Source organism: Pseudochrobactrum asaccharolyticum, assembly GCF_003314995.1.
Taxonomy (GTDB): Bacteria; Pseudomonadota; Alphaproteobacteria; order Rhizobiales; family Rhizobiaceae; genus Pseudochrobactrum; species Pseudochrobactrum asaccharolyticum.
In genome coordinates this window covers 187,372-207,804 of the sequence record NZ_QNRH01000002.1, presented here as the reverse complement: position 1 = coordinate 207,804, position 20,433 = coordinate 187,372, and the positions used below count along the sequence as shown (strand labels likewise).

Below are 20,433 nucleotides of genomic sequence, written 5' to 3'. Positions count from 1 at the left end.
GAAGGAGGCCGCATTTGCTGCGTTATTTTACAGGGCGTCTGATCTCTCTGATCCTGACGACGCTGGCGGCCTCAGTCATCGTTTTCCTGCTTATGCAGGTGCTTCCGGGCGATCCGGCAGCGATTATGCTCGGCATTAATGCGCAACCGGACACTTTGGCGGCCTTGCAAAAACAGCTCGGTCTCGATGCTCCGCTGATTGTTCGTTATTTCAATTGGATTACCGGCTTTCCGGTTGGTGATTTCGGCACCAGCTATACTTATTCTGTGCCGATCAGTGAGCTGATCGGGCCACGCTTGCAGGTGACTTTACCTCTGGCGGTGCTGGCAATGATCCTCTCGGTGGTGATTGCCATTCCTCTTGGTGTGATCGTCGCTTCAAAGCGCGGCAGTGCAACCGATGTGGTGGGGATGGGCGTTGCACAGATTGGTGTGGCGATCCCGAATTTCTGGCTCGGTCTGCTGCTGATCCTGTTTTTTGCCCTCACACTTGGCTGGTTTCCGGCCTCCGGTTTTGCCGGTTGGGAAAATGGTCTGTGGGCAGGCACCCGCTCGCTGTTCCTGCCAGCCGTGGCTCTGGCCTTGCCGCTGGCTGCCATTCTGGCGCGTGTTACCCGTTCCGCAGTGTTGGAAACCCTGAGCGAAGATTTTGTGCGTACAGCACGCGCCAAGGGGCTGAGCCGCAACGCAGCATTGTGGAAACATGCGACGCCCAATGCCCTGATCCCTGTGGTGACGATCTTGGGTCTGCAATTCTCATTCCTGCTGGCCGGTACGATCATTATTGAAAACGTGTTCAATCTGCCGGGTCTTGGCCGTTTGATTTTCCAGTCAATTGCACAGCGCGATCTGGTCACAGTGCAGTCGCTGGTGACTTTGCTGGCAGCCAGTGTGATTGCGGTGAACTTTTTGGTGGATATGGCTTATGGCTTTCTTGATCCGCGTCTCTCTACAGGAGTGCGGGCATGAGCATGGCAGAGAACTTCTCCCGTCGCAGCCGTATGGTCTTGCTGTCTTTCGGACTGAGCCGCAGCCTGTTGATCGGGACAATTATTACCGGATTTCTGATCGGACTGGCCGTACTGTCACTGGTCTGGACACCTTACAGCCCCACAGGCATGAATATTCTGCGCAAATTGCAGGGGCCGTCGATGCAGCATTGGCTGGGCACCGATGCACTTGGCCGTGATGTGCTGTCGATGGTTATGGTCGGTGCGCGCAACTCTTTGTCGGTGGCTTTGATTGCTGTTGCGGTTGGTATGGGGCTTGGCGTGCCGCTTGGCGCCTATGCGGCTGCACGCGGCGGTATGATCGACGGTTTTGTCATGCGCATGACTGATCTGGCTTTTGCTTTTCCGGCACTGCTGACAGCAGTGATTATCACTGCCGTATTTGGCCCCGGTGCGGTTAATGCGATGATCGCTATTGGTATTTTCAATATTCCGGTTTTCGCCCGTATCACCCGTGGCGCGTCGATGGGGCTGTGGAAGCGCGATTATGTCTTGGCCGCCCGCTGTGCGGGGCGCGGTGATGTGGCGATTACGCTGGATCACATTCTGCCGAATATCGGTCATGTGCTGATCGTGCAGGCGACCATTCAGTTTGCCTTGGCGATCGTGGCTGAAGCGGGATTGTCTTATGTTGGTCTTGGTACGCAGCCGCCAATGCCAAGTTGGGGCAAGATGCTCAATGATGCGCAGACTTATATTTATGATGCGCCGCATCTGGCGATTTTTCCGGGGCTGGCCATTACCTTTGCTGTTCTCGGGTTGAATATGTTGGGGGATGGTTTGCGTGATATACTCGACCCGCGTGTCAGGAGAGAGAGATGACCACACCGCTTCTCGAAATCCGTGATCTGGGCGTGCATTTGCAAGCCGGAGGCAGGCAAGCCGAAATTCTGTCCGGCATCACGCTGACATTAAACCGTGGTGAGCGTCTGGGTATTGTCGGGGAATCCGGCTCCGGCAAATCCATCACTGCATTGGCTGTCATGGGGCTGCTGCCGCATCGTATGGCTTTAAGCGGAACCCTGCGCTTTGACGGGCAGGATCTGACGACGATCTCAGAGGCTGCCCATTGCACGATGCGCGGCAGGCAGATGGCGATGATTTTTCAGGAGCCGATGACGGCGCTGAATCCGATCAAAACCATCGGTGCACAGATCAGTGAAGGCCGTCGACTGCATCTGAGAGAAAACCGTGCCGATGCCGATAAGACAGCACGGCGATTGCTGGATCGTGTCGGTCTTGCTGCCCCGCGTTTTGATCTGGAGCTTTATCCGCACCAATTATCCGGTGGTCAGCGCCAGCGCGTGATGATCGCCATGGCACTGGCCTGCGAGCCGGAACTGCTGATCGCTGACGAGCCGACCACGGCGCTGGACGTCACCGTGCAGGCACAAATTCTTGATCTGCTGGATGAACTGATTGATGAGAGCGGCACGGCACTGCTGTTGATTACCCATGATCTCGGTGTAGTCTCGGAAATGACAGATCGCATTGCAGTGATGTATGCAGGACGCGTGGTTGAAACCGGCGATACGCAGGATGTTTTCCGCCATATGGCGCATCCCTATGCGCGCGGGCTTTTTGCAGCCTCTCCCCATAGTCTGACAATGCGGCCAAAGCCGGAAAACACGGATAAACGCCAGCGTCTGACCACGATTGCCGGTGTGGTGCCCGATCCGTTCAGTCGTTTGCCGCAATGCGGTTTTGCTGACCGCTGTCGTTTTGTACAGGCGGATTGCCGTGCAACAGTGCCGCCGTTAGGCAATACGGATTTTCTCGACGTGGCGCATCGGGTCGCCTGTTTTCATCCGCTGACAGATGAGGTGATGGTATGATCGCTCTTCTGGAAGTGCGTGATCTGGTGCGTGATTATACGCTGCCAAAACAATCCTTGCTTTCCAAGCCGCAAAATTTGCGGGTGCTGCATGGTGTCAGCCTCAGCCTGAAGCAGGGTGAAAGTCTCGGCATTGTCGGCGAGTCCGGTTCCGGCAAATCCACATTGGCACGTTCAGTGATGGGGCTGGAAAAGCCGCAATCCGGTAGTGTGACCATCAATGGTAAGGATATCTACAGTCTGGGGCGGGCAGAGCTGAAAGCCGCGCGCAAGGAGTTTCAGGCGATTTTTCAGGATCCTTATGGTTCGCTCGATCCGCGCCATTCTGTGCGCCGTATTCTGGCAGAACCGGTTGTATCACTGGAGGATGCCACAACGGCAGAAAGCCGCGAGGAGCGTATCCGTCAGGTACTGGAGGCGGTTGGCCTGCCCGCATCCGCTGCGGATAAATATCCGCATGAATTTTCCGGTGGTCAGCGCCAGCGTATCGCCATTGCCCGCGCCCTGATCACGCGTCCGAAACTGATTGTTGCTGATGAGCCGGTGTCGGCACTTGATGTGTCCATTCAGGCGCAGGTGCTCAATCTGATGATGGATTTGCAGGAGCAATTCGGACTGTCTTACTTGTTTATCAGCCACGATCTGGGCGTGATGCGGGTGATTACAGATCGGGTTGCGGTCATTCACTTGGGCAGAATTGTTGAGGAAGGGCCGACCAATGAGGTCTTTGACAACCCGCAACATCCCTACACACAAGCACTGGTGAATGCCGTGCCTAAGCCATTTTCAGGTCGCCGTAAAATGCGGGTGAAAGCACCGTGACAATAGCATTATGATGAAAAACTGAATGTCCATCTGACCAGCAAAGCCCGTCAAGAGGTTCGCGTCAGACAGGGAAATGGGAGCAAATATGTCTGAGCTTGCTGATTTAAGCGCTGTGGAAATGGTTGCCGGTTATAAGGCGGGTACGCTGTCGCCGGTGGAAGTGGCAGAATCCGTGATTGACCGGATTGAGCGCTGCGAGCCGCAGCTTCATGCGATGTGGGCTTTTGAGCCGGAGGCAGCACTGGCTGCGGCAACCTTGTCGGAAGGCCGCTGGAAGCGGAAAGAAGAACGCGGGCCGATTGATGGCGTGCCGCTGACGATCAAAGAGAATATCGCTACGAAAGGTCTGCCGGTACCGCTCGGCTGTGCGGCCATTCCGCTTAATCCGGCGGCAAAAGATGCCCCGCCTGCTGCCCGTTCCCGTGAGAGCGGCGGTATTATTTTGGGTAAAACGACAATGCCTGATCTCGGCATGTTGTCGTCTGGCCTGTCGAGTTTTCATGAGCTGGCGCGCAATCCGTGGGATCTGGCAACCAATCCCGGTGGTTCAAGTGCGGGGGCAGGAACGGCCGCTGCTGCCGGTTATGGTCCTTTGCATATCGGTACAGATATTGGCGGTTCCATCCGCCTGCCTGCTGGTTGGTGCGGTGTAGTGGGGCTTAAACCCTCTTTTGGTCGTATCCCGATTGATCCGCCTTTCATCGGGCGTGTTGCAGGCCCGATGACACGGACAGTTGCGGATGCCGCGCTCTATATGTCAGTTCTGTCCAAGCCGGATCGCCGCGATCCGATGAGCCTGCCTTACAGCCGCATTGACTGGATGAATCTCGAGCGCGATGTCAAAGATCTGCGTATCGGTCTGTGGCTGGATGCCGGTTTTGGCTCTGTCGTTGAACCTGAGGTCAAAGCGGCGGTAGAAGCCGCAGCGCAAGCCTTTGCCAATGCCGGTGCAATTGTTGAGGAAGTGCCGAGCTATCTCACTCGTGAGATGATTGACGGGCTGGATCATTTCTGGCGGGTGCGCTCATGGGGCGATATTTCCAAAATGACACCGGATAATCAGGCCAAAATCCTGCCTTATATTTATCAGTGGGCAGAAGGCGGCAAGGATTTGAACGGTGCGCAGGTCTATCAGGGCTTCGCGCAGATCGAGGCCATGCGCAATGCGGCTCTGGCGGCAATCAGTTCTTATGATTTTATTATTTCACCGACAGCGCCAATGCCGACTTATCCGGCAGAATGGGCATCGCCTCTGAATGATCCGCAACGCCCGTTCGAGCATATTGCCTTCACTGTTGCCATGAATATGTCGGAGCAACCTGCTGTCTCTGTCAATTGCGGTTATACGGAAAAAGGTTTGCCGATCGGCTTACAGATTATCGGTCAGCGTTTTGATGATCTTGGCGTGTTGCAGCTTGCCCATGCCTATGAACAGTTGCGTCCGCAGCAACGGCCTTGGCCGAAAATATAGGGAATAGCAGTTACGGGGACAAACGGAATACATTCTGCCGTTCAGGGGAGGGCGGCAGAAACAGCATGCAGTATCGGTTCCAGCCAATGGAGAAATGCAGCCATGTCATATCCGCCACTCTCATTACATATACCCGGCACCTTACGGGGAGAAAGTGCTCTACCGCCTAATCCGCATTTACGCTTTGCGCGTGCGGGTGAAATGCGCCGTCCGCCGGTCGATGCTGACCCTTACGAAATGCATGATCTGGCCTATAATCTGGTACGTGTGCTGGATGACAATGGTGAAGCCAAAGGCGAATGGATACCGGATCTGACACCGGAGCAATTGCGCCATGGCTTGCGCTCTATGCTGAAAACCCGTGCCTATGACCGGCGTATGATGCGGATGCAGCGGCAGGGGCAAACCTCGTTCTATATGCAATGTACCGGTGAAGAAGCGATTGCCTGTGCATTCCAGATGGTGATGCAAAAAGGGGATATGAACTTCCCGACCTATCGCCAGCAGGGCTTGCTGATTGCACAGGACTGGTCACTGACCGATATGATGTGTCAGGTGCTTTCCAATGAGAAAGATCATCTGAAAGGGCGGCAGCTGCCGATTTTCTATTCTGTGCCGGAGGCCGGGTTTTTCTCTATTTCCGGTAATCTGGGAACACAATTTGTGCAGGCCGTTGGCTGGGCAATGGCTTCGGCTATGCGCGGCGATAGCAAAATTGCTGCCGGATGGATCGGTGACGGCTCAACGGCCGAGAGCGATTTTCATGCGGCACTGGTTTTTGCTTCGGTCTATCGCCCGCCGGTGGTGCTGAACATCGTCAATAATCAATGGGCAATATCATCGCCGCAGAGTGTGGCAGGTGGTGAGAATATCAGTTTTGCCTCTCGCGCCCATGGTTTTGCTATTCCGGCTTTGCGGGTCGACGGCAATGATTATCTGGCGGTTTATGCGGCTTCCAACTGGGCGGCAGAACGTGCGCGGCGCAATCTCGGACCGACGCTGATTGAGTGGGTGACCTATCGTGTAGCGCCCCATTCCACCTCGGATGATCCGAGTAAATATCGTGCCAAGGAGGAAGAGCATAGCTGGCCGCTGGGTGATCCGGTAGAGCGGTTGAAACAGCATCTGATCCGCATGGGAGAATGGAGCGAGGAGCGCAATGTCCAGCTGCTCGCCGGTATTGATGCAGAAATCAATGATGCCGCCCGTGAGGCTTTGAAATTTGGCACTTTGCACGAAGGGCCGAAAGCCAGTCCGGCAACGATGTTTGAGGATGTCTATAAAGATATGCCGCAACATTTGCGCGAACAGCGCCAGCAGATGGGGTATTGATCATGCCAAAACGGACAATGATTGAAGCCATTCGTGAAGCGATGGATGTGATGATGGAGCGTGACGACAAGGTGGTCGTGTTCGGTCAGGATGTCGGCTTTTTCGGCGGGGTGTTTCGCTGCACTGAAGGGCTGCAGCGTAAATATGGTGCGGCGCGTTGTTTTGATACGCCGATTTCGGAATCCGGCATTGTCGGGGTTGCTGTCGGTATGGGCGCTTATGGCTTGCGCCCTGTCGTGGAAATCCAGTTCGCGGATTATGTCTATCCGGCCTATGACCAGATTGTCTCAGAAGCTGCCCGTCTGCGGTTTCGTTCTGCCGGTGATTACACCGCACCGATGGTAATTCGCATGCCCTGCGGCGGCGGTATTTTCGGTGCGCAGACCCATAGTCAGAGTCCCGAAGCGGTGTTTACGCATGTCGCCGGACTACAGACGATTATTCCGTCCAATCCGTATGATGCCAAAGGTCTGCTGATCTCGGCGATTGAAAATGATGATCCGGTGATCTTTCTGGAGCCGAAACGGCTGTATAACGGGCCTTTCAATGGTCACTATGATCAGCCGGTGGTGCCGTGGTCAAAACATGCTCTGAGTGAAACACCGGAAGGCTATTATTCCATTCCGATCGGTAAGGCCGCAATCCGCAGGCAAGGTTCAGCCGTCACAGTGCTGGCCTATGGCACGATGGTTTATGTGGCAGAGGCTGCGGTTTCAGAAACCGGCATTGATGCAGAAGTGATTGATCTGCGTTCACTGGTGCCGCTGGATATTGATACAATTACGGCATCTGTCGCCAAAACCGGACGCTGTGTGATTGTCCATGAAGCCACCCGTCTTTCCGGTTTCGGTACGCAATTGGCGGCAGAGGTGCAGGAGCGTTGTTTCTATCATCTTGAAGCGCCGATCCTGCGGGTGACCGGCTGGGATACCCCTTATCCGCATGCTCATGAATGGGATTATTTCCCGGGGCCGGAACGGGTCGGACGGGCACTTTTGCAGGTAATGGAGGCATAAATGGTGAAAAAGATCATTAAAATGCCGGATATTGGCGAAGGCGTTGCCGAGGCTGAAATTGTCGAATGGCATGTCAAAGTTGGTGATGTCATCACGGAAGATCAGGTGCTGGCAGCTGTTATGACGGACAAGGCAACGGTGGAAGTGCCGTCGCCGGTGGCAGGCATAATTGTGGAGACAGGCCCCGAAGCCGGAACCGTGATGGCTGTTGGTGCGATGCTGGTTGAGATTGAGGTGGAAGGTACTGGTGCTGATGAGGCATTCCCGCATCAGGCCATGCAGACACCCGTCGCGCCTGACAGGCCAATTCCAGCAAAAGCAATTCCGGAAATGCCGGTTTCGGCACCGGTTCAGCAGGTGCAGTCCGTTTTGTCAGCCATTCCCCATGACAAACCGCTTGCATCCCCTGCGGTCAGGGCATTGGCGCGGGAGCTGGGAATTGATCTCTCCCATGTTAAAGGCAGTGGTCCCGCAGGACGCATTACCCGTGATGATCTTGACCATTTCACAGCCAGCGGCGGCAGTGCCCAGAATGCAACCTATCAGCGGCGTGATGGTACAGAGCAGATCAAAATCACCGGACTGCGCCGTAAAATAGCTGAGCGCATGGCCAGATCCTCCCGTGAAGTTGCACATTTTTCCTATGTGGAAGAGGTGGATGTCACTGATCTGGAAATTCTGCGCAGTACACTCAATGCAAGCCATGCGGAGCGGCGTGGCAAACTGACGGTCTTGCCGTTTATTCTCCGCGCGCTGGTCGTGGCATTGCGGGACTTTCCGCAGATGAATGCACTTTATGATGAGGAAGCACAGGTGCTGACCCGCCATCAGGCTGCCCATATCGGGATGGCAACACAAACGCCAACCGGATTGATGGTGCCGGTGCTGCATCATGCGGAAGTGATGGATCTCTGGGCAATGGCTGCAGAAATCACACGACTTGCTGTGGCCGCGCGCGAAGGCGTTGCGAAACGCGAAGAACTCTCCGGCTCTACAATCACAGTCACCAGTCTTGGTGATCTTGGCGGACTGGTGACAACGCCGGTGATCAACCAGCCGGAAGTTGCGATTATCGGGGTGAACCGCATCGCGATACGACCGCAATGGCAGGATAACCAGTTTGTGCCGCGCAAGATGATGAACCTGTCATCCTCTTTCGATCACCGGATGGTCGATGGTTATGAGGCCGCCGCTTTTATCCGCCGCATCAGGCAATTGCTTGAAGTTCCCGCAACACTTTTCATTGAGGTGTGAGATGGAAGATATTGCAACACATGTGCTGATTATTGGTGGCGGGCCCGCCGGTTATGTCGCTGCCATCCGTGCCGGACAGCTTGGATTGCCGGTGATATTGGTTGAGAAAGAGCAACTGGGCGGCACCTGCCTGAATATCGGTTGTATTCCTTCCAAGGCACTGATCCATGCGGCCGATACATATCACCATGCACTGAACCAGCAATCCGGTTCTGTATTTGGTTTGCGCACCGGCGATGTATCACTGGATTGGGGCAAGACGCTTAATTGGAAAGGTGCCATTGTGCGGCGGCTGACCAGTGGCGTTGAAGGTCTGTTGAAAAAGCAGAAGGTCACGGTGCTGAAAGGGGCGGCGGAGATCATCGACGGCAAAACTGTCGTGGTACATAGCAAAGCCGGCGTCACCCGTATCCGCACCAAACATTTGGTTCTGGCAACCGGTTCTCTGCCGATGCAGATCGGTGCCTTGCCTTTCGGCGGCAATGTTATTTCCTCAACAGATGCACTGGCGCTGGAACAGGTGCCGAAACGGCTGGCAGTCATTGGTGCCGGTTATATCGGATTGGAGCTGAGTACGGCTTTTGCCAAACTTGGCTCGCAGGTGACGATTATCGAGGCGGCTGACCGTATTCTGCCGCTGTGGGATGCGGAGCTGACAATGCCGGTACGCAAGCGGCTGACGGCTCTGGGCGTTACGGTGATGACGCGCTGTGAGGCGCGGGGTCTCAATGCAGACGGACAGTCACTGCTTGTTCATGAACACGGCAACGGTACGCCGGTGGTTGTCGAGGCCGATAAGTTCTTAGTCGCCGTCGGGCGTCGTCCGAACATCAGCGGTTTCGGGCTGGAACGGCTTGATCTGGCGATGAACGGTGCTTTTGTCCGCATTGATAAGCATTGCGCAACATCTATGCTCAATGTCTGGGCTATCGGCGATGTGACGGGGGAACCGATGCTGGCACATCGGGCGATGGCGCAAGGAACGATGCTGGCAGAACATCTCGCCGGACAGAAATCTGCTTTCGAAGAGCCGGTTATCCCATCGGTTTGTTTCAGCGATCCTGAGGTGGTGAGTGTCGGTCTGCTGCCGGATCAGGCTAAATTGCAAGGCTATGATATTGTCACCGGCAGCTTTCCGTTTATGGCCAATGGTCGTGCCATGACCCAGCAGGATGAGACGGGTTTTGTCCGTATTACCGCACGTGCGGATAATCATCTGGTGCTGGGCATACAGGCGGTCGGCCATGATGTGTCTGAGCTGGTCAATGGTTTTGCACTGGCATTGGAAATGGGCGCAGTGCTGGAAGATGTGGCGCAGACCATTCACGCGCATCCGACACGCGGCGAGGCGTTTCAGGAGGCGGCTTTCACAGCGCTTGGCCGCAATCTGCATAGTTAGAGCGCCGTGTGCCATACTTGGTACACGGCGCTCTAACACTTTAAAGTTATGCTCTTATTACCGGTGGCTCTGTATTTCAGAGCCACCGTTTTTGTTTATTCCGGCTTAGGCAGTTTGGCGATGAAATAGTCTTTCAGGCGGTCAATATCTGCCTGTGACCAGTTCACATTGGTTACTTCTACCCATGCGTCAATATAATGCTGCGGCGCATAGACATGGCCATGCCCGATTGGCGTGGTGGTGGCCATCATCAGATCAATGGCCAGTTGCAGCATGCTGACAACCGGATACCATTTCAGCTGCGGAGACACATCAGGGCCACGCGGTGCCTTCATCCAATCCGGCTCGCGGTAGAAATCTTTCGGGTCAAAGAACACAATCGGATCACTGGCATATTGCAGATAGACAATCCGCATCGGGCCCCAATGACTGTTTGGCAGCTTCAAAGCATTATTCTGGTTGGTAAAGCGCGCATAGGAACCATCACGAAATTCCGGTAACCATTCCGGCGTACCTTCATTGCGGTTATTGGTGATGGAGCGCCACAAACGGCTGGTGAATGGCGGGCCGCTCCACAAAGCGCCCTGATACGGATCGCCGAGAACCTGAAACAGCTCGGATGAAAGCTGCGAGTTCATCGCGCCAAGGCTCAAGCCGTAGAGATAGAGTTTCGGACGCGTGTCTTTCGGCAGCTTTGTCCAGTAATCGTAAACTTCATCAAACAAAGCGGTAGCAGTTTCGCTGCCATAGCCTGGCTCGACGAGCAGGGAGAGCCAGCTTGCGAGGTAGGAATATTGCACGGCAACACTCGCAATATCGCCGTCATGGAGATATTCCACCGGATCAATGCCCATCTCATCAACCCAGCCGGTGCCGGTCGGGATGGTCACCAGCAGTAATGAACGCTCGAATGCGCCGACGCGGATCATCTCCTGAAGCGCAAGTTTGGCGCGTTCTTTAGCGGTTTCAGCCGAGCGTAAACCCACATAGACACGCAATGGATTTTGTGCCGGACGGCCGGTGAAATTGCTGATCTGCTGTGCATCAGGTCCGGAGCTGACATAGCTGCGTCCCATGCGCCCGAGTTCATCCCATTTTACCAGCGAGGCAGCGCTGCCGCTTTTCAGCGGGTCTTGCGGTTGCGGCACTTCTGCTTCCATCAGCGCATCAATTTTGCGATATGAAGAGTCCATGACATGCAGGCCAAAACGGAACAGCACGCCGTTAATTGCCATGCTGAAAATCACGGCGGCAATCAGAAAGCCGGTAAAGCGCGACAGGCGTGGCGGGATGTAGCGATCGAGCCAACGGCTGGAAATGCGGTAGATCAGCTGAAACAGGCGGGCAAGGGCAATCAGAATAATAAAAGTGATCAGTGCGATCAGGCCGGTTTTAAACGGGTGTGCGCTTTCAACCTTTTCCAGTTCCATCAGGGAGCGGATGGAGTTCTGCCCGTCTGCCGCATGCCACAAGAACACCATAGCGGTGATGACTGTGACAGCCATTGCAGCAATTTTAACTGCATGAGAAATGCGGCCTTTAAGCTTTGGCAGTTGCAGATAATTCCATAGCCAGAACAGAAAAACACCGATGCCATAGCCGATGGCGAAACACGCGCCGGACAATACGCCCTGTATCAGAAAAGGGCGCGGCACCAGTGAAGGCGTGAGCGAAGCTGCAAAAAATAAAGTGCCGAGCAGCATGCCGATCAGAGACAGGGAGTTCCAGAATTTTTCCAGCCAGAGGGGCTTCATTAGCTATTTTCCCTTATTTTTTAATGCAATGCACAGAGGCCGGAGCAGTCTTTATTTCCCATGGTGGCGATAAACTGATCTGCGGACTGGCGGGCAGTCTCACGCAAAACCGGTTTGGCACCTTTCACAATATTGCTTAGCATTGTGCGATCTTGCAAGGAGATAGAAGCGGCAATGATCGTCGCATTATCAGCAAGTGCCTGAGCCAGTCTTTCCTGATTATGGGCATTGAGGTCAGGATTGCTCAGCATCAGTGCGGAGCCATTGATAACTTGTTGAAGCCCAAGGCGTAATTTCAGAATTGCATCCGTTTGCGCTTTGCCGTTTTTGTCGGCTGGCGCAGAGGATGCGTAATCACCTGCTGCTTCGAGTGTCGCGCTGATAAAGCTGATCATTGCTGCAGTCGAACGGATGATTTCATCCTGAAAAGCGATACTGTTGCTCTTGGTGTCAGCCTGTTTCTGCGGGTCTGGTGAGAATTGCGTATAAGCCGTTGTGATCTGCGCCTGCTGCTGCATAATATCCATCAGAACCGGCAGATCTGTGGCTTTATAAGGCGCCTGTCCAATGATTGCAGGTACATTCCACAGGGCTTCGAGCACCTTTGCATCTTCCGTGTTGGATAAGCGTGGCGGCAATTTTGTTTCTGTGGTTTTTTCCAGCCGGACAATAAATCCTTGCAAGGCTTTATTGAGATATTCTGTGCCGCCGGGCGGCACAGTGGCAGTTGCCGGATGCATGGCGATAACAGTGATGGCCAGTGCCAGTATAGGCAACGAAAAACGTCTGAAATGTACCGGCATCATAGGTTCTCTCTTACGGTTCTGATCGGAACAGCCTGCATAATACAAAAATCCCGTCAACAGGTGCGGAAATCATGCGCCTGACAATTTTTTGATGGATGCGGCGCATTGTACGCTTAAATTATAGATAAAATTATCCATGAATATGCATATTGATTTAAAATTATAGATATTTTTATATGGACTTATAAATTTTGGCGCTCTAAGTGTGGTGAAAATTCCGAATCTCGTAAAATTATCTATAATTTATGCGAGTGATATGAGAGGGGAAAATTCATGTCTCTGTCCGCAACGCTATCCGGACTTCAGGAAAATGCCGCTGAACTACGGTGGACGGCTGAAGAAGCGCGCCGCATCTATGATCTGCCGTTTAATGATCTGATGTTTCAGGCACATGTTATCCATCGGCAGAACTTTGACCCGAACCGCCTGCAGATGAGCAAATTGCTGAGTATCAAAACCGGTGGTTGCCCTGAGGATTGCTTCTACTGCAATCAGTCCGTGCATAATCCGACCGGTCTGAAGGCGTCCAAATTGATGGAGGTGGAGCGTGTGCTGGCCGAGGCGCGGCAGGCAAAAGCTGCCGGTGCCACCCGTTATTGCATGGGGGCGGCATGGCGCAGCCCGAAAGAGCGCGACATGGATATGGTCGTTGCCATGGTTCAGGGCGTCAAAGCCATGGGCATGGAAACCTGCATGACGCTTGGCATGTTGTCATTACCGCAGGCGCAGTGTCTTGGTGCGGCGGGGCTCGATTATTACAACCATAATATTGATACGTCTGAGGAATTTTACCCGCAGATCATCACCACCCGTACATTCGCAGACCGGCTGGATACGCTGGATAATGTGCGGATGGCCGGTATCAATGTCTGCTCCGGCGGTATTCTCGGCATGGGGGAGAGTGAGCAGGATCGCGTCAATATGCTGGTGACGCTGGCCAATCTTGAGGAAGTGCCGCAAAGCGTGCCGATCAATATGCTGATCCCGATTGAAGGCTCCAAACTTGCCAATGCTAAGCCAGTGGATTCCATCGCTTTCATCCGAATTATCGCCTTAGCGCGAATTATGATGCCGACATCTCATGTGCGTCTCACCGCAGGGCGCAGTAATATGAGCGATGAAATGCAGGCGATGTGTTTCTTCGCCGGCGCCAATTCAATTTTCATCGGTGATGTTCTGCTCACTGCCGCCAATGCCGGTGATGACCGCGATGCGGATTTGTTGAAGCGTTTGGGCATACAGGCTGAGACTGTGGCTGAGGAAAGCTGCACATGCTGATGCAGCCTTACAATGCGATATTGCAACGGCTTGAGAACAAGGGGCGGTTGCGTGGTCTCAACGTGGCGCGTGGTGCAGATTTCTCCTCCAATGATTATCTGGCATTGGCTGTCTCGGACTATTTGCGCAATATTGCCTGTGAAGCGCTGGAGCGTGGCGTGCCGGTCGGTTCCGGTGGCTCGCGTCTGTTGCGCGGCAATCATCCGGAGCATGAAGCACTGGAGGCAGAGGCCGCTGCTTTTTTTAAAGCACCGCAAGTTTTGTACTTCGCCAGCGGTTTCGATGCCAATCAGGCGGTGTTTGCAACGCTCCCCCAAGCTGGCGATCTGGTGCTTTATGATGCGCTGATCCATGCCAGTATTCATGCAGGCTTGCAGGCAGGTAAAGCGAAGACCAAAAGCGTGCCGCACAATGATATTGCAACATTTGAAGCGGCCATCCGGCAATTTCGTGCGACAGAGAAAAGCGGCAAACTCTGGCTGGTGGTTGAGAGCCTCTATTCTATGGATGGTGATTTTGCTCCGCTCGCAGAGCTGAGCGATTTGGCAGATCGCTATGGCTGTTTCCTTTACATTGACGAGGCGCATGCGACCGGTGTGTTCGGTGCTGACGGGCGGGGATTAACGGCTGAGCTGGCGGGGCGGGATAATGTGCTGATCCTGCATACTTGCGGCAAGGCACTTGGTGCTTCCGGTGCGTTGGTTTGCGCGGCAAAACCTTTAATTGATGTACTGATTAATCGGGCAAGGGGCTTTATTTTCTCAACTGCGCCAGCGCCTTTGCAGGCCGCAATTGTGCGCGGTAGTTTGAAGGTTTTGGCGGCAGAACCACAGCGGCGTGAGAAATTACACACACTCATTCGCCTTGCTGGGCAATATTTACAGCCAAGCGGTTCGCAGATCATTCCCTATCTGATCGGCGATAATCAACACGCCGTGGCAATGGCTGAGGCCATGCAAAATCATGGCTTTGATATTCGCGCCATTCGTCCGCCGACAGTGCCGCTCGGTACTGCGCGGCTGCGTATTTCTATCACGTTAAATGTTGATGAGGCACAGATCACCCGTATGGCTGAAGTGCTCAAACAGATTGCACATTCCTATGAATAATCCCGTATTTATTGTCAGTGGCACCGATACCGGTATCGGCAAAACCATTTTCAGCGCAGCACTGACCCAAGCCCTGCAAGGCAGTTATTGGAAACCGGTGCAATCCGGTCTGGAGGAAGAGACAGACAGTGAGACCGTGCGCCGTCTGGCGCCGGATTGTCCCGTTTTTCCTGAGCAATGGCGCTTGCAACTGCCTGCCTCGCCGCATTTCTCGGCTGAGCAGGAGGGGGTGGAAATCGATCCCGCAGCATTAAATATCCCACATTGCGAGCGACCGCTGGTGGTGGAAGGTGCTGGTGGTTTGATGGTGCCGCTGACACGATCCCAGACTTATCTTGATCTTTTCGCCCGCTGGCAGCAACCACTCATTCTCTGCGCCCGTACACAGCTTGGTACAATCAATCATAGTCTTTTGTCATTGGAGGCACTGCGTAACCGCAATATTCCGGTGCTCGGCGTGGCTTTTATCGGCCATGCGCATGAGGACAGTGAAGGGATCCTCTGTGAATTGGGTAAGGTGCGCCGCCTTGGTCGTCTGCCGGTATTGGATGATCTGAACCCGCAGACATTGAGGCAAGCATTTGCGGAGAACTTCAATCTGGATGATTTCACCGGAGGTGCCCGATGAACTATTCTTCATCGCCGGTCTGGCATCCGTTTACCCAGCACCTGCTGGAACCGGTTACGAAAAAGATTACCCGCACGGAAGGTGCCTATCTGATCGATGAGGACGGGCGTCAAATTCTTGATCTGATCTCGTCCTGGTGGGTGATTACCCATGGTCATCGCACACCGCAGATCATGCAGGCAATTCGTGAAGCAACAGAACAATATGACCAGATCATTTTTGCGGAATATAGTCATGAACCGGCGGAGCAATTAGCGCAGGAACTGATCCGTATTGTGCCGCATGGCCTGTCGCATGTGTTCTATTCCGACAGCGGTTCAACTTGCGTGGAAGTGGCGCTGAAAATGGCGCTGGGCTATTTCCATAATCGTGGTGAGCCACGCTTCAAAATTGCGGTGATGGCGGGCAGCTATCATGGGGACACAATCGGCACTATGTCTGCCGGTGAGCGCGGCGTGTTCAATGCCGCCTATGGTGCTCTGCTTTATGATGTGGCGACAATTCCGTTTCCCGTCGAGGGGCGCGAACAGCAAACGCTGGATGCGTTTGAACAGCTCTGCCGTGGCAGGGACTTAGCTGCCCTGATTGTCGAACCGCTGGTGCTCGGCGCAGGCGGCATGAAAATCTATCCCGCTGTTGTGTTACGGCAATTAAAAGCTATTGCCGAGGCGCATGGGGTTCTGTTGATCTGCGATGAGGTCATGACCGGCTGGGGACGTACCGGCACTTTATTTGCCAGTGAGCAGGCCGGTATTACACCGGATATTCTGTGTCTCTCTAAGGGTATTACCGGCGGAGCATTGCCTCTGGCCGTGACACTGTGTGTGCCGGAAATATTCGAAGCACATCTCTCGACCGATCGCGGCCGGACTTTCTATCATTCGAGTTCCTATACGGCGAACCCGATTGCCTGTGCGGCTGGTTTGGCTAATTTGCACATCTGGCGTGATGAGCCGGTTTTGCAAAGGGTGCAGAATTTGCAGGTGATGCAGAGCTGTGAGTTGGCGCGTTTCAAAAATGATCCTCGTTTTGAGAATGTCCGGCAATGCGGAACCATCACAGCACTGGATGTTAAAGCGCAAAGCAGCGGTTATCTCTCGAATGTGGCTTTACGGCTGAAGGCATTTTTCCGTGCGCATGATGTGTTGCTCCGCCCCCTTGGTAATGTGCTCTATCTGATGCCGCCTTATTGCGTGACAGAACAGGAATTGCAGCGTTCTTATCAGCTGATTGATCAGGCGGCAGACCTGTTGCAAAGCGGCAAATTATGAGCGGGGTTTATCCGTCTTCCATCATCGGTTTTGGTCATGCCGTGCCGAAACGTCAGGTGCTCAACGCAGAGATTGAAGCCGAGCTTGGACTTGAAGCAGGCTGGATTGAACGCCGCACCGGTATCCGTAGCCGCTATTGGGTTGAGGATGGTGAAACGCTGACAGAGCTTGCAGCTGAGGCCGGACGCATGGCGCTGGCAAATGCTGGTATAGCGCGATCTGAAATCGGCATGGTGCTACTGGCAACATCTACGCCTGATCATCTTTTGCCGCCTTCCGCACCTTTGCTGGCACATAAATTAGGACTGACAGGTGCCGGTGCTGTTGATCTTGCCGGTGCCTGCTCCGGTTTTCTTTATGCGCTGGTGATAGGGGATGCATTGGTGCGAACACAGGGGCGGGCAGTGCTGATTGTTGCGGCCAATATTCTCTCGCGTCGTATCAACCGACAGGAGCGTGCATCGGCTGTGATGTTTGGCGATGCGGCCGGAGCCGTTGTGCTGGCGCCATCCCAAGAGGGACTTTGTAAACTTGTCAGCTCCACTCTCACCAGTGATGGCAGCAATTATGATCTGATCGGCATTCCGGCAGGTGAAACATTGATGACGATGCGCGATGGCCGTACCATGTTTGCACAGGCGGTGAAGACCATGGCGGAATGCGGCAAAACAGTTTTACAACAAGCAGATGTTGAACCCTCTGCGATTAATCATTTTGTGCCGCATCAGGCCAATGCGCGAATTTTTGATGCGGTGGGCGAGCAGTTGCAACTGAGGAATGCGATAACTGCTCGCACGATCAGGGATTACGGCAACTCATCGGCAGCGACTATTCCGCTTAGCCTGTCTCTGGAGCAGAGTGCCTATCGCAAAGGTGATCTGATCCTGCTGACAGCGGCAGGGGCGGGGCTTACTGGTGGCGCGGCACTGCTCAATTACACGGGATAATTCGGTAAATTTTATAGCCTGATTGCCGTATCACTATTTCACAAGGCGTAGCGCGGTTTCTTATTCTTGTCTCCGGTATGGAGGAATTGGAATGGTGAAGCAGCAGAAGCCTTTTTCGGGTATTACGGTGCTGGATTTTTCCCGCGTTTTGGCAGGGCCGTTTTGCTCTGCCATTCTGGCGGATCAGGGCGCGCAGATCATTAAAGTTGAGCCGCCGCAGGGCGACGATCAGCGTTATATGGGCGCGGTGCGTAACAATCAGAGTATCAATTTCCAGCTGTTTAACCGCAATAAGCGCAGCCTGAAACTCGATCTGCGCCAGCCGGAAGCTGTGAAGATCGCACAGGAACTGGCACTGAAAGCCGATGTGGTACTGGAAAACTTCCGCCCGGGTGTGGCAGATCGTTTGGGGATCGGTGCAGAACAGTTGCAGGCGCTGAAACCTGATCTGGTCTATTGCTCCGTCTCCGGCTTTGGCCAGCAGGGGCCGATGGCCGCGATGCCGAGCTATGATGTGGTAGCGCAGGCGTTGTCCGGCATGATGAGTGTGACCGGCGAGGCATCGGGTGCACCGACGCTCGTTGGCGACTCCATCGGTGATATTGTTTCCGGCATTTATGCCGCGCAGGCGATTTCTGCTGCACTTTACCGTCGCTCGGTCACCGGACAGGGTGCACGGATTGATGTGGCTATGTTTGATGCACTGTTCAGCCTGCTGCCGACGGTGCTCGCCGGATGGCAGGGCAGCGGCAACCGGCCTGCACGCTTCGGCAATCAGCATCCGCTGTCTGCGCCATTTGGTGCTTTTGCTGCATCGGATGCGCCTTTCATTCTCGCTGTGGCCAATAAGGCACTGTTTGTCCGTCTCGCAGAGGCACTGGGCAAGCCGTATCTGGCAGATGATCCGCGCTTTGCCTCCGATCAGTTGCGCAGTCAGAACCGTGATGCTTTGCAGGCTGAGATTGAGGATTGGTCACGACACTATACTGCTGCCGAAGTGGTGGAGAAGCTCGGCAAAGCCGGTTTGCCGGTGTCGGAAATCTGGGCGGTGGATGAGGCCGCACAAAGTGCCCATGCGCAGCATCGCCAGTTGCTGCATGAAGTTGAACATCCGCAATTGGGCAAGCTGCTCGTGCCGGAACAGCCAGTGCATTTCGACGGCTTGCCGCGCGGTGACATCCGGCAGGCACCGGAGCTGGGCGCTGACGGCGCGGATATTCTGCGGGAATTTCTGAATATGGATGAGACACAGATCAGTGCGCTGACAAGCGCCGGTATTGTCTGATCATTTGATGATTTAAGGGACGGAGTACAAGAATGGGACTACAGATTACGGATGCCGACCGCGCATTCGCAGCAGATGCACGTGCTTATTTGCGCGCCAATCTGCCGGAAGCGCTGGCCTATAAGGTACGGCATAATATTCGCCTGACCAAGGAAGATCTGACCGGTTGGCAGGAGGTGCTGGCAGCGCGCAACTGGTATGCAATCGGCTGGAGCAAAGAGATGGGCGGCGCCGGTCTGACACCGGTACAGCGCTATTTGTTTGAGCAGGAATATGGTGCGATTTGTGCGCCGCATCCGTGTCAGTTCGGCATTGCTATGGCAGGGCCTGTTATTCACTCCTTTGGTAATGATGAACAGCGGGCACGCTTTCTGCCGGATATTCGCGAGAACCGGACATTCTGGTGTCAGGGCTATTCCGAACCGGGGGCAGGTTCCGATCTGGCTTCGCTGGCAACTTCAGCCGTGCGTGACGGTGATCATTATGTGGTCAATGGTCAGAAAATCTGGACGACATGGGCGCAATGGGCAGACTGGATTTTCTGTCTGGTACGGACGCATAAAGGCGAACGTCCGCAGCAGGGCATTTCCTTTCTGCTGATTGATATGCGCACTCCCGGCATTACAGTCCGCCCGATCCGTACATTGGATGGTGAGGCCGAGTTTAACGAGGTGTTCTTCAATGATGTGCGTGTGCCGGTTGAAAACCTGATCGGTACTGAAGGTGAAGGCTGGGGCTATGGCAAATATCTGCTCGAATATGAGCGTTTTTCCATGTCCGGTGCTGCGCGTTCCAAGCGTATTCTCGGTGAATTGAAAGAAGATGCCGCACGTCTTGGTGTAGCGAATGATCCGCTGTTGCAGGATCGTATGACGCGGATTGAAATTCAGCGTCTGGCGCTGGAGCATATGGAGCTGAAACTACTGTCGCAGAGTGAAGCGGGTGAAAATCCGGGCCCTGAAGCCTCGAAGCTCAAAATCCGCGGTACAGAAATTGCGCAGGCATTGGCTCAATTGCGTCTGGATATTTTTAGCTCGCAGGTGCTGCCTTACAGTGAAGCATTTCTTGATGGTGAGGCGGATGCGGAAAATCCGGCGGCTGCCGGTGCGGCTGCTGCATGGCTCAATTTGCGTAAGCTGACGATCTGGGGCGGGTCAAATGAAATTCAGCGCATGATCCTTGCCAAGCAGGTTTTGGGTTTAAGGTGAGGAGAGC

The 20,433-nt window shown here is 54.3% G+C and carries 18 protein-coding genes; 16 read left to right on the top strand and 2 right to left on the bottom strand.

Translation table 11 applies throughout. The features are described from left to right. Positions 1–14 precede the first annotated feature (14 nt). From DFR47_RS05540 to lpdA, 9 genes are all read left to right on the top strand, one after another. Entirely contained in the window at positions 15–968 is a 954-nt protein-coding gene (locus DFR47_RS05540) for an ABC transporter permease (protein WP_113943416.1), read from the top strand. Positions 969–970: 2 nt separating this feature from the next. After that, positions 971–1,831 carry an ABC transporter permease gene (locus tag DFR47_RS05535; protein ID WP_374788343.1) on the top strand — a complete coding sequence of 287 codons (861 nt, stop codon included), beginning with the start codon at positions 971–973 and terminating at the stop codon, positions 1,829–1,831. Continuing rightward, the gene (locus tag DFR47_RS05530; protein WP_113943414.1) at positions 1,828–2,844 is read left to right on the top strand and encodes an ABC transporter ATP-binding protein; all 1,017 of its coding nucleotides are present in this window, start codon (positions 1,828–1,830) and stop codon (positions 2,842–2,844) included. The genes DFR47_RS05535 and DFR47_RS05530 overlap by 4 nt, the downstream gene beginning before the upstream one ends. Further along, the gene (locus DFR47_RS05525; RefSeq protein WP_113943413.1) at positions 2,841–3,665 is read left to right on the top strand and encodes an ATP-binding cassette domain-containing protein; all 825 of its coding nucleotides are present in this window, start codon (positions 2,841–2,843) and stop codon (positions 3,663–3,665) included. The genes DFR47_RS05530 and DFR47_RS05525 overlap by 4 nt, the downstream gene beginning before the upstream one ends. Positions 3,666–3,753: 88 nt before the next feature. After that, positions 3,754–5,139, top strand: coding sequence for an amidase (locus DFR47_RS05520; RefSeq protein WP_113943929.1), 1,386 nt, complete (start codon positions 3,754–3,756; stop codon positions 5,137–5,139). A gap of 102 nt (positions 5,140–5,241) precedes the next feature. Beyond that, a complete protein-coding gene (locus DFR47_RS05515; protein WP_113943412.1) occupies positions 5,242–6,471 on the top strand; it encodes a thiamine pyrophosphate-dependent enzyme in 1,230 nt (409 codons plus the stop codon). 2 nt (positions 6,472–6,473) lie between these two features. Beyond that, positions 6,474–7,487, top strand: coding sequence for an alpha-ketoacid dehydrogenase subunit beta (locus DFR47_RS05510; protein ID WP_113943411.1), 1,014 nt, complete (start codon positions 6,474–6,476; stop codon positions 7,485–7,487). After that, positions 7,488–8,741, top strand: coding sequence for a dihydrolipoamide acetyltransferase family protein (locus tag DFR47_RS05505; protein WP_113943410.1), 1,254 nt, complete (start codon positions 7,488–7,490; stop codon positions 8,739–8,741). Position 8,742: 1 nt separating this feature from the next. Continuing rightward, positions 8,743–10,140: a dihydrolipoyl dehydrogenase gene (gene lpdA, locus DFR47_RS05500; protein WP_113943409.1), complete on the top strand. Its 1,398-nt coding sequence runs from the start codon at positions 8,743–8,745 to the stop codon at positions 10,138–10,140. A 95-nt stretch (positions 10,141–10,235) separates the two neighbouring features. Here the strand turns inward: lpdA and DFR47_RS05495 are convergent, their stop codons facing one another. Beyond that, positions 10,236–11,894, bottom strand: a complete 1,659-nt coding sequence (locus DFR47_RS05495) for an alpha/beta hydrolase (RefSeq protein WP_113943408.1) — start codon at positions 11,892–11,894, stop codon at positions 10,236–10,238. A gap of 20 nt (positions 11,895–11,914) precedes the next feature. Continuing rightward, a complete protein-coding gene (locus DFR47_RS05490; RefSeq protein ID WP_113943407.1) occupies positions 11,915–12,700 on the bottom strand; it encodes a hypothetical protein in 786 nt (261 codons plus the stop codon). Between the two features lie 273 nt (positions 12,701–12,973). Between DFR47_RS05490 and bioB the strand changes: the two genes are divergently transcribed. The 7 genes from bioB (at position 12,974) to DFR47_RS05455 (ending at position 20,426) form a co-directional block, all read left to right on the top strand. Then, positions 12,974–13,978, top strand: coding sequence for a biotin synthase BioB (gene bioB / locus DFR47_RS05485; protein ID WP_113943406.1), 1,005 nt, complete (start codon positions 12,974–12,976; stop codon positions 13,976–13,978). Beyond that, positions 13,972–15,087: an 8-amino-7-oxononanoate synthase gene (locus DFR47_RS05480; RefSeq protein ID WP_113943405.1), complete on the top strand. Its 1,116-nt coding sequence runs from the start codon at positions 13,972–13,974 to the stop codon at positions 15,085–15,087. The genes bioB and DFR47_RS05480 overlap by 7 nt, the downstream gene beginning before the upstream one ends. Further along, complete coding sequence (gene bioD / locus DFR47_RS05475) at positions 15,080–15,715, top strand: dethiobiotin synthase (RefSeq protein ID WP_113943404.1); 636 nt, start codon at positions 15,080–15,082, stop codon at positions 15,713–15,715. The genes DFR47_RS05480 and bioD overlap by 8 nt, the downstream gene beginning before the upstream one ends. Then, a complete protein-coding gene (locus DFR47_RS05470; RefSeq protein ID WP_113943403.1) occupies positions 15,712–16,986 on the top strand; it encodes an adenosylmethionine--8-amino-7-oxononanoate transaminase in 1,275 nt (424 codons plus the stop codon). The genes bioD and DFR47_RS05470 overlap by 4 nt, the downstream gene beginning before the upstream one ends. Continuing rightward, positions 16,983–17,933, top strand: a complete 951-nt coding sequence (locus tag DFR47_RS05465) for a beta-ketoacyl-ACP synthase III (RefSeq protein ID WP_113943402.1) — start codon at positions 16,983–16,985, stop codon at positions 17,931–17,933. Before DFR47_RS05470 ends, DFR47_RS05465 begins: the two co-directional genes overlap by 4 nt. Before the next feature lie 91 nt (positions 17,934–18,024). Further along, positions 18,025–19,218 (top strand): CaiB/BaiF CoA transferase family protein, encoded by a 1,194-nt coding sequence (locus DFR47_RS05460; RefSeq protein ID WP_210207265.1) that lies wholly within the window; start codon positions 18,025–18,027, stop codon positions 19,216–19,218. Positions 19,219–19,250: 32 nt separating this feature from the next. Continuing rightward, positions 19,251–20,426 carry an acyl-CoA dehydrogenase family protein gene (locus tag DFR47_RS05455; RefSeq protein WP_113943401.1) on the top strand — a complete coding sequence of 392 codons (1,176 nt, stop codon included), beginning with the start codon at positions 19,251–19,253 and terminating at the stop codon, positions 20,424–20,426. Positions 20,427–20,433 lie beyond the last annotated feature (7 nt).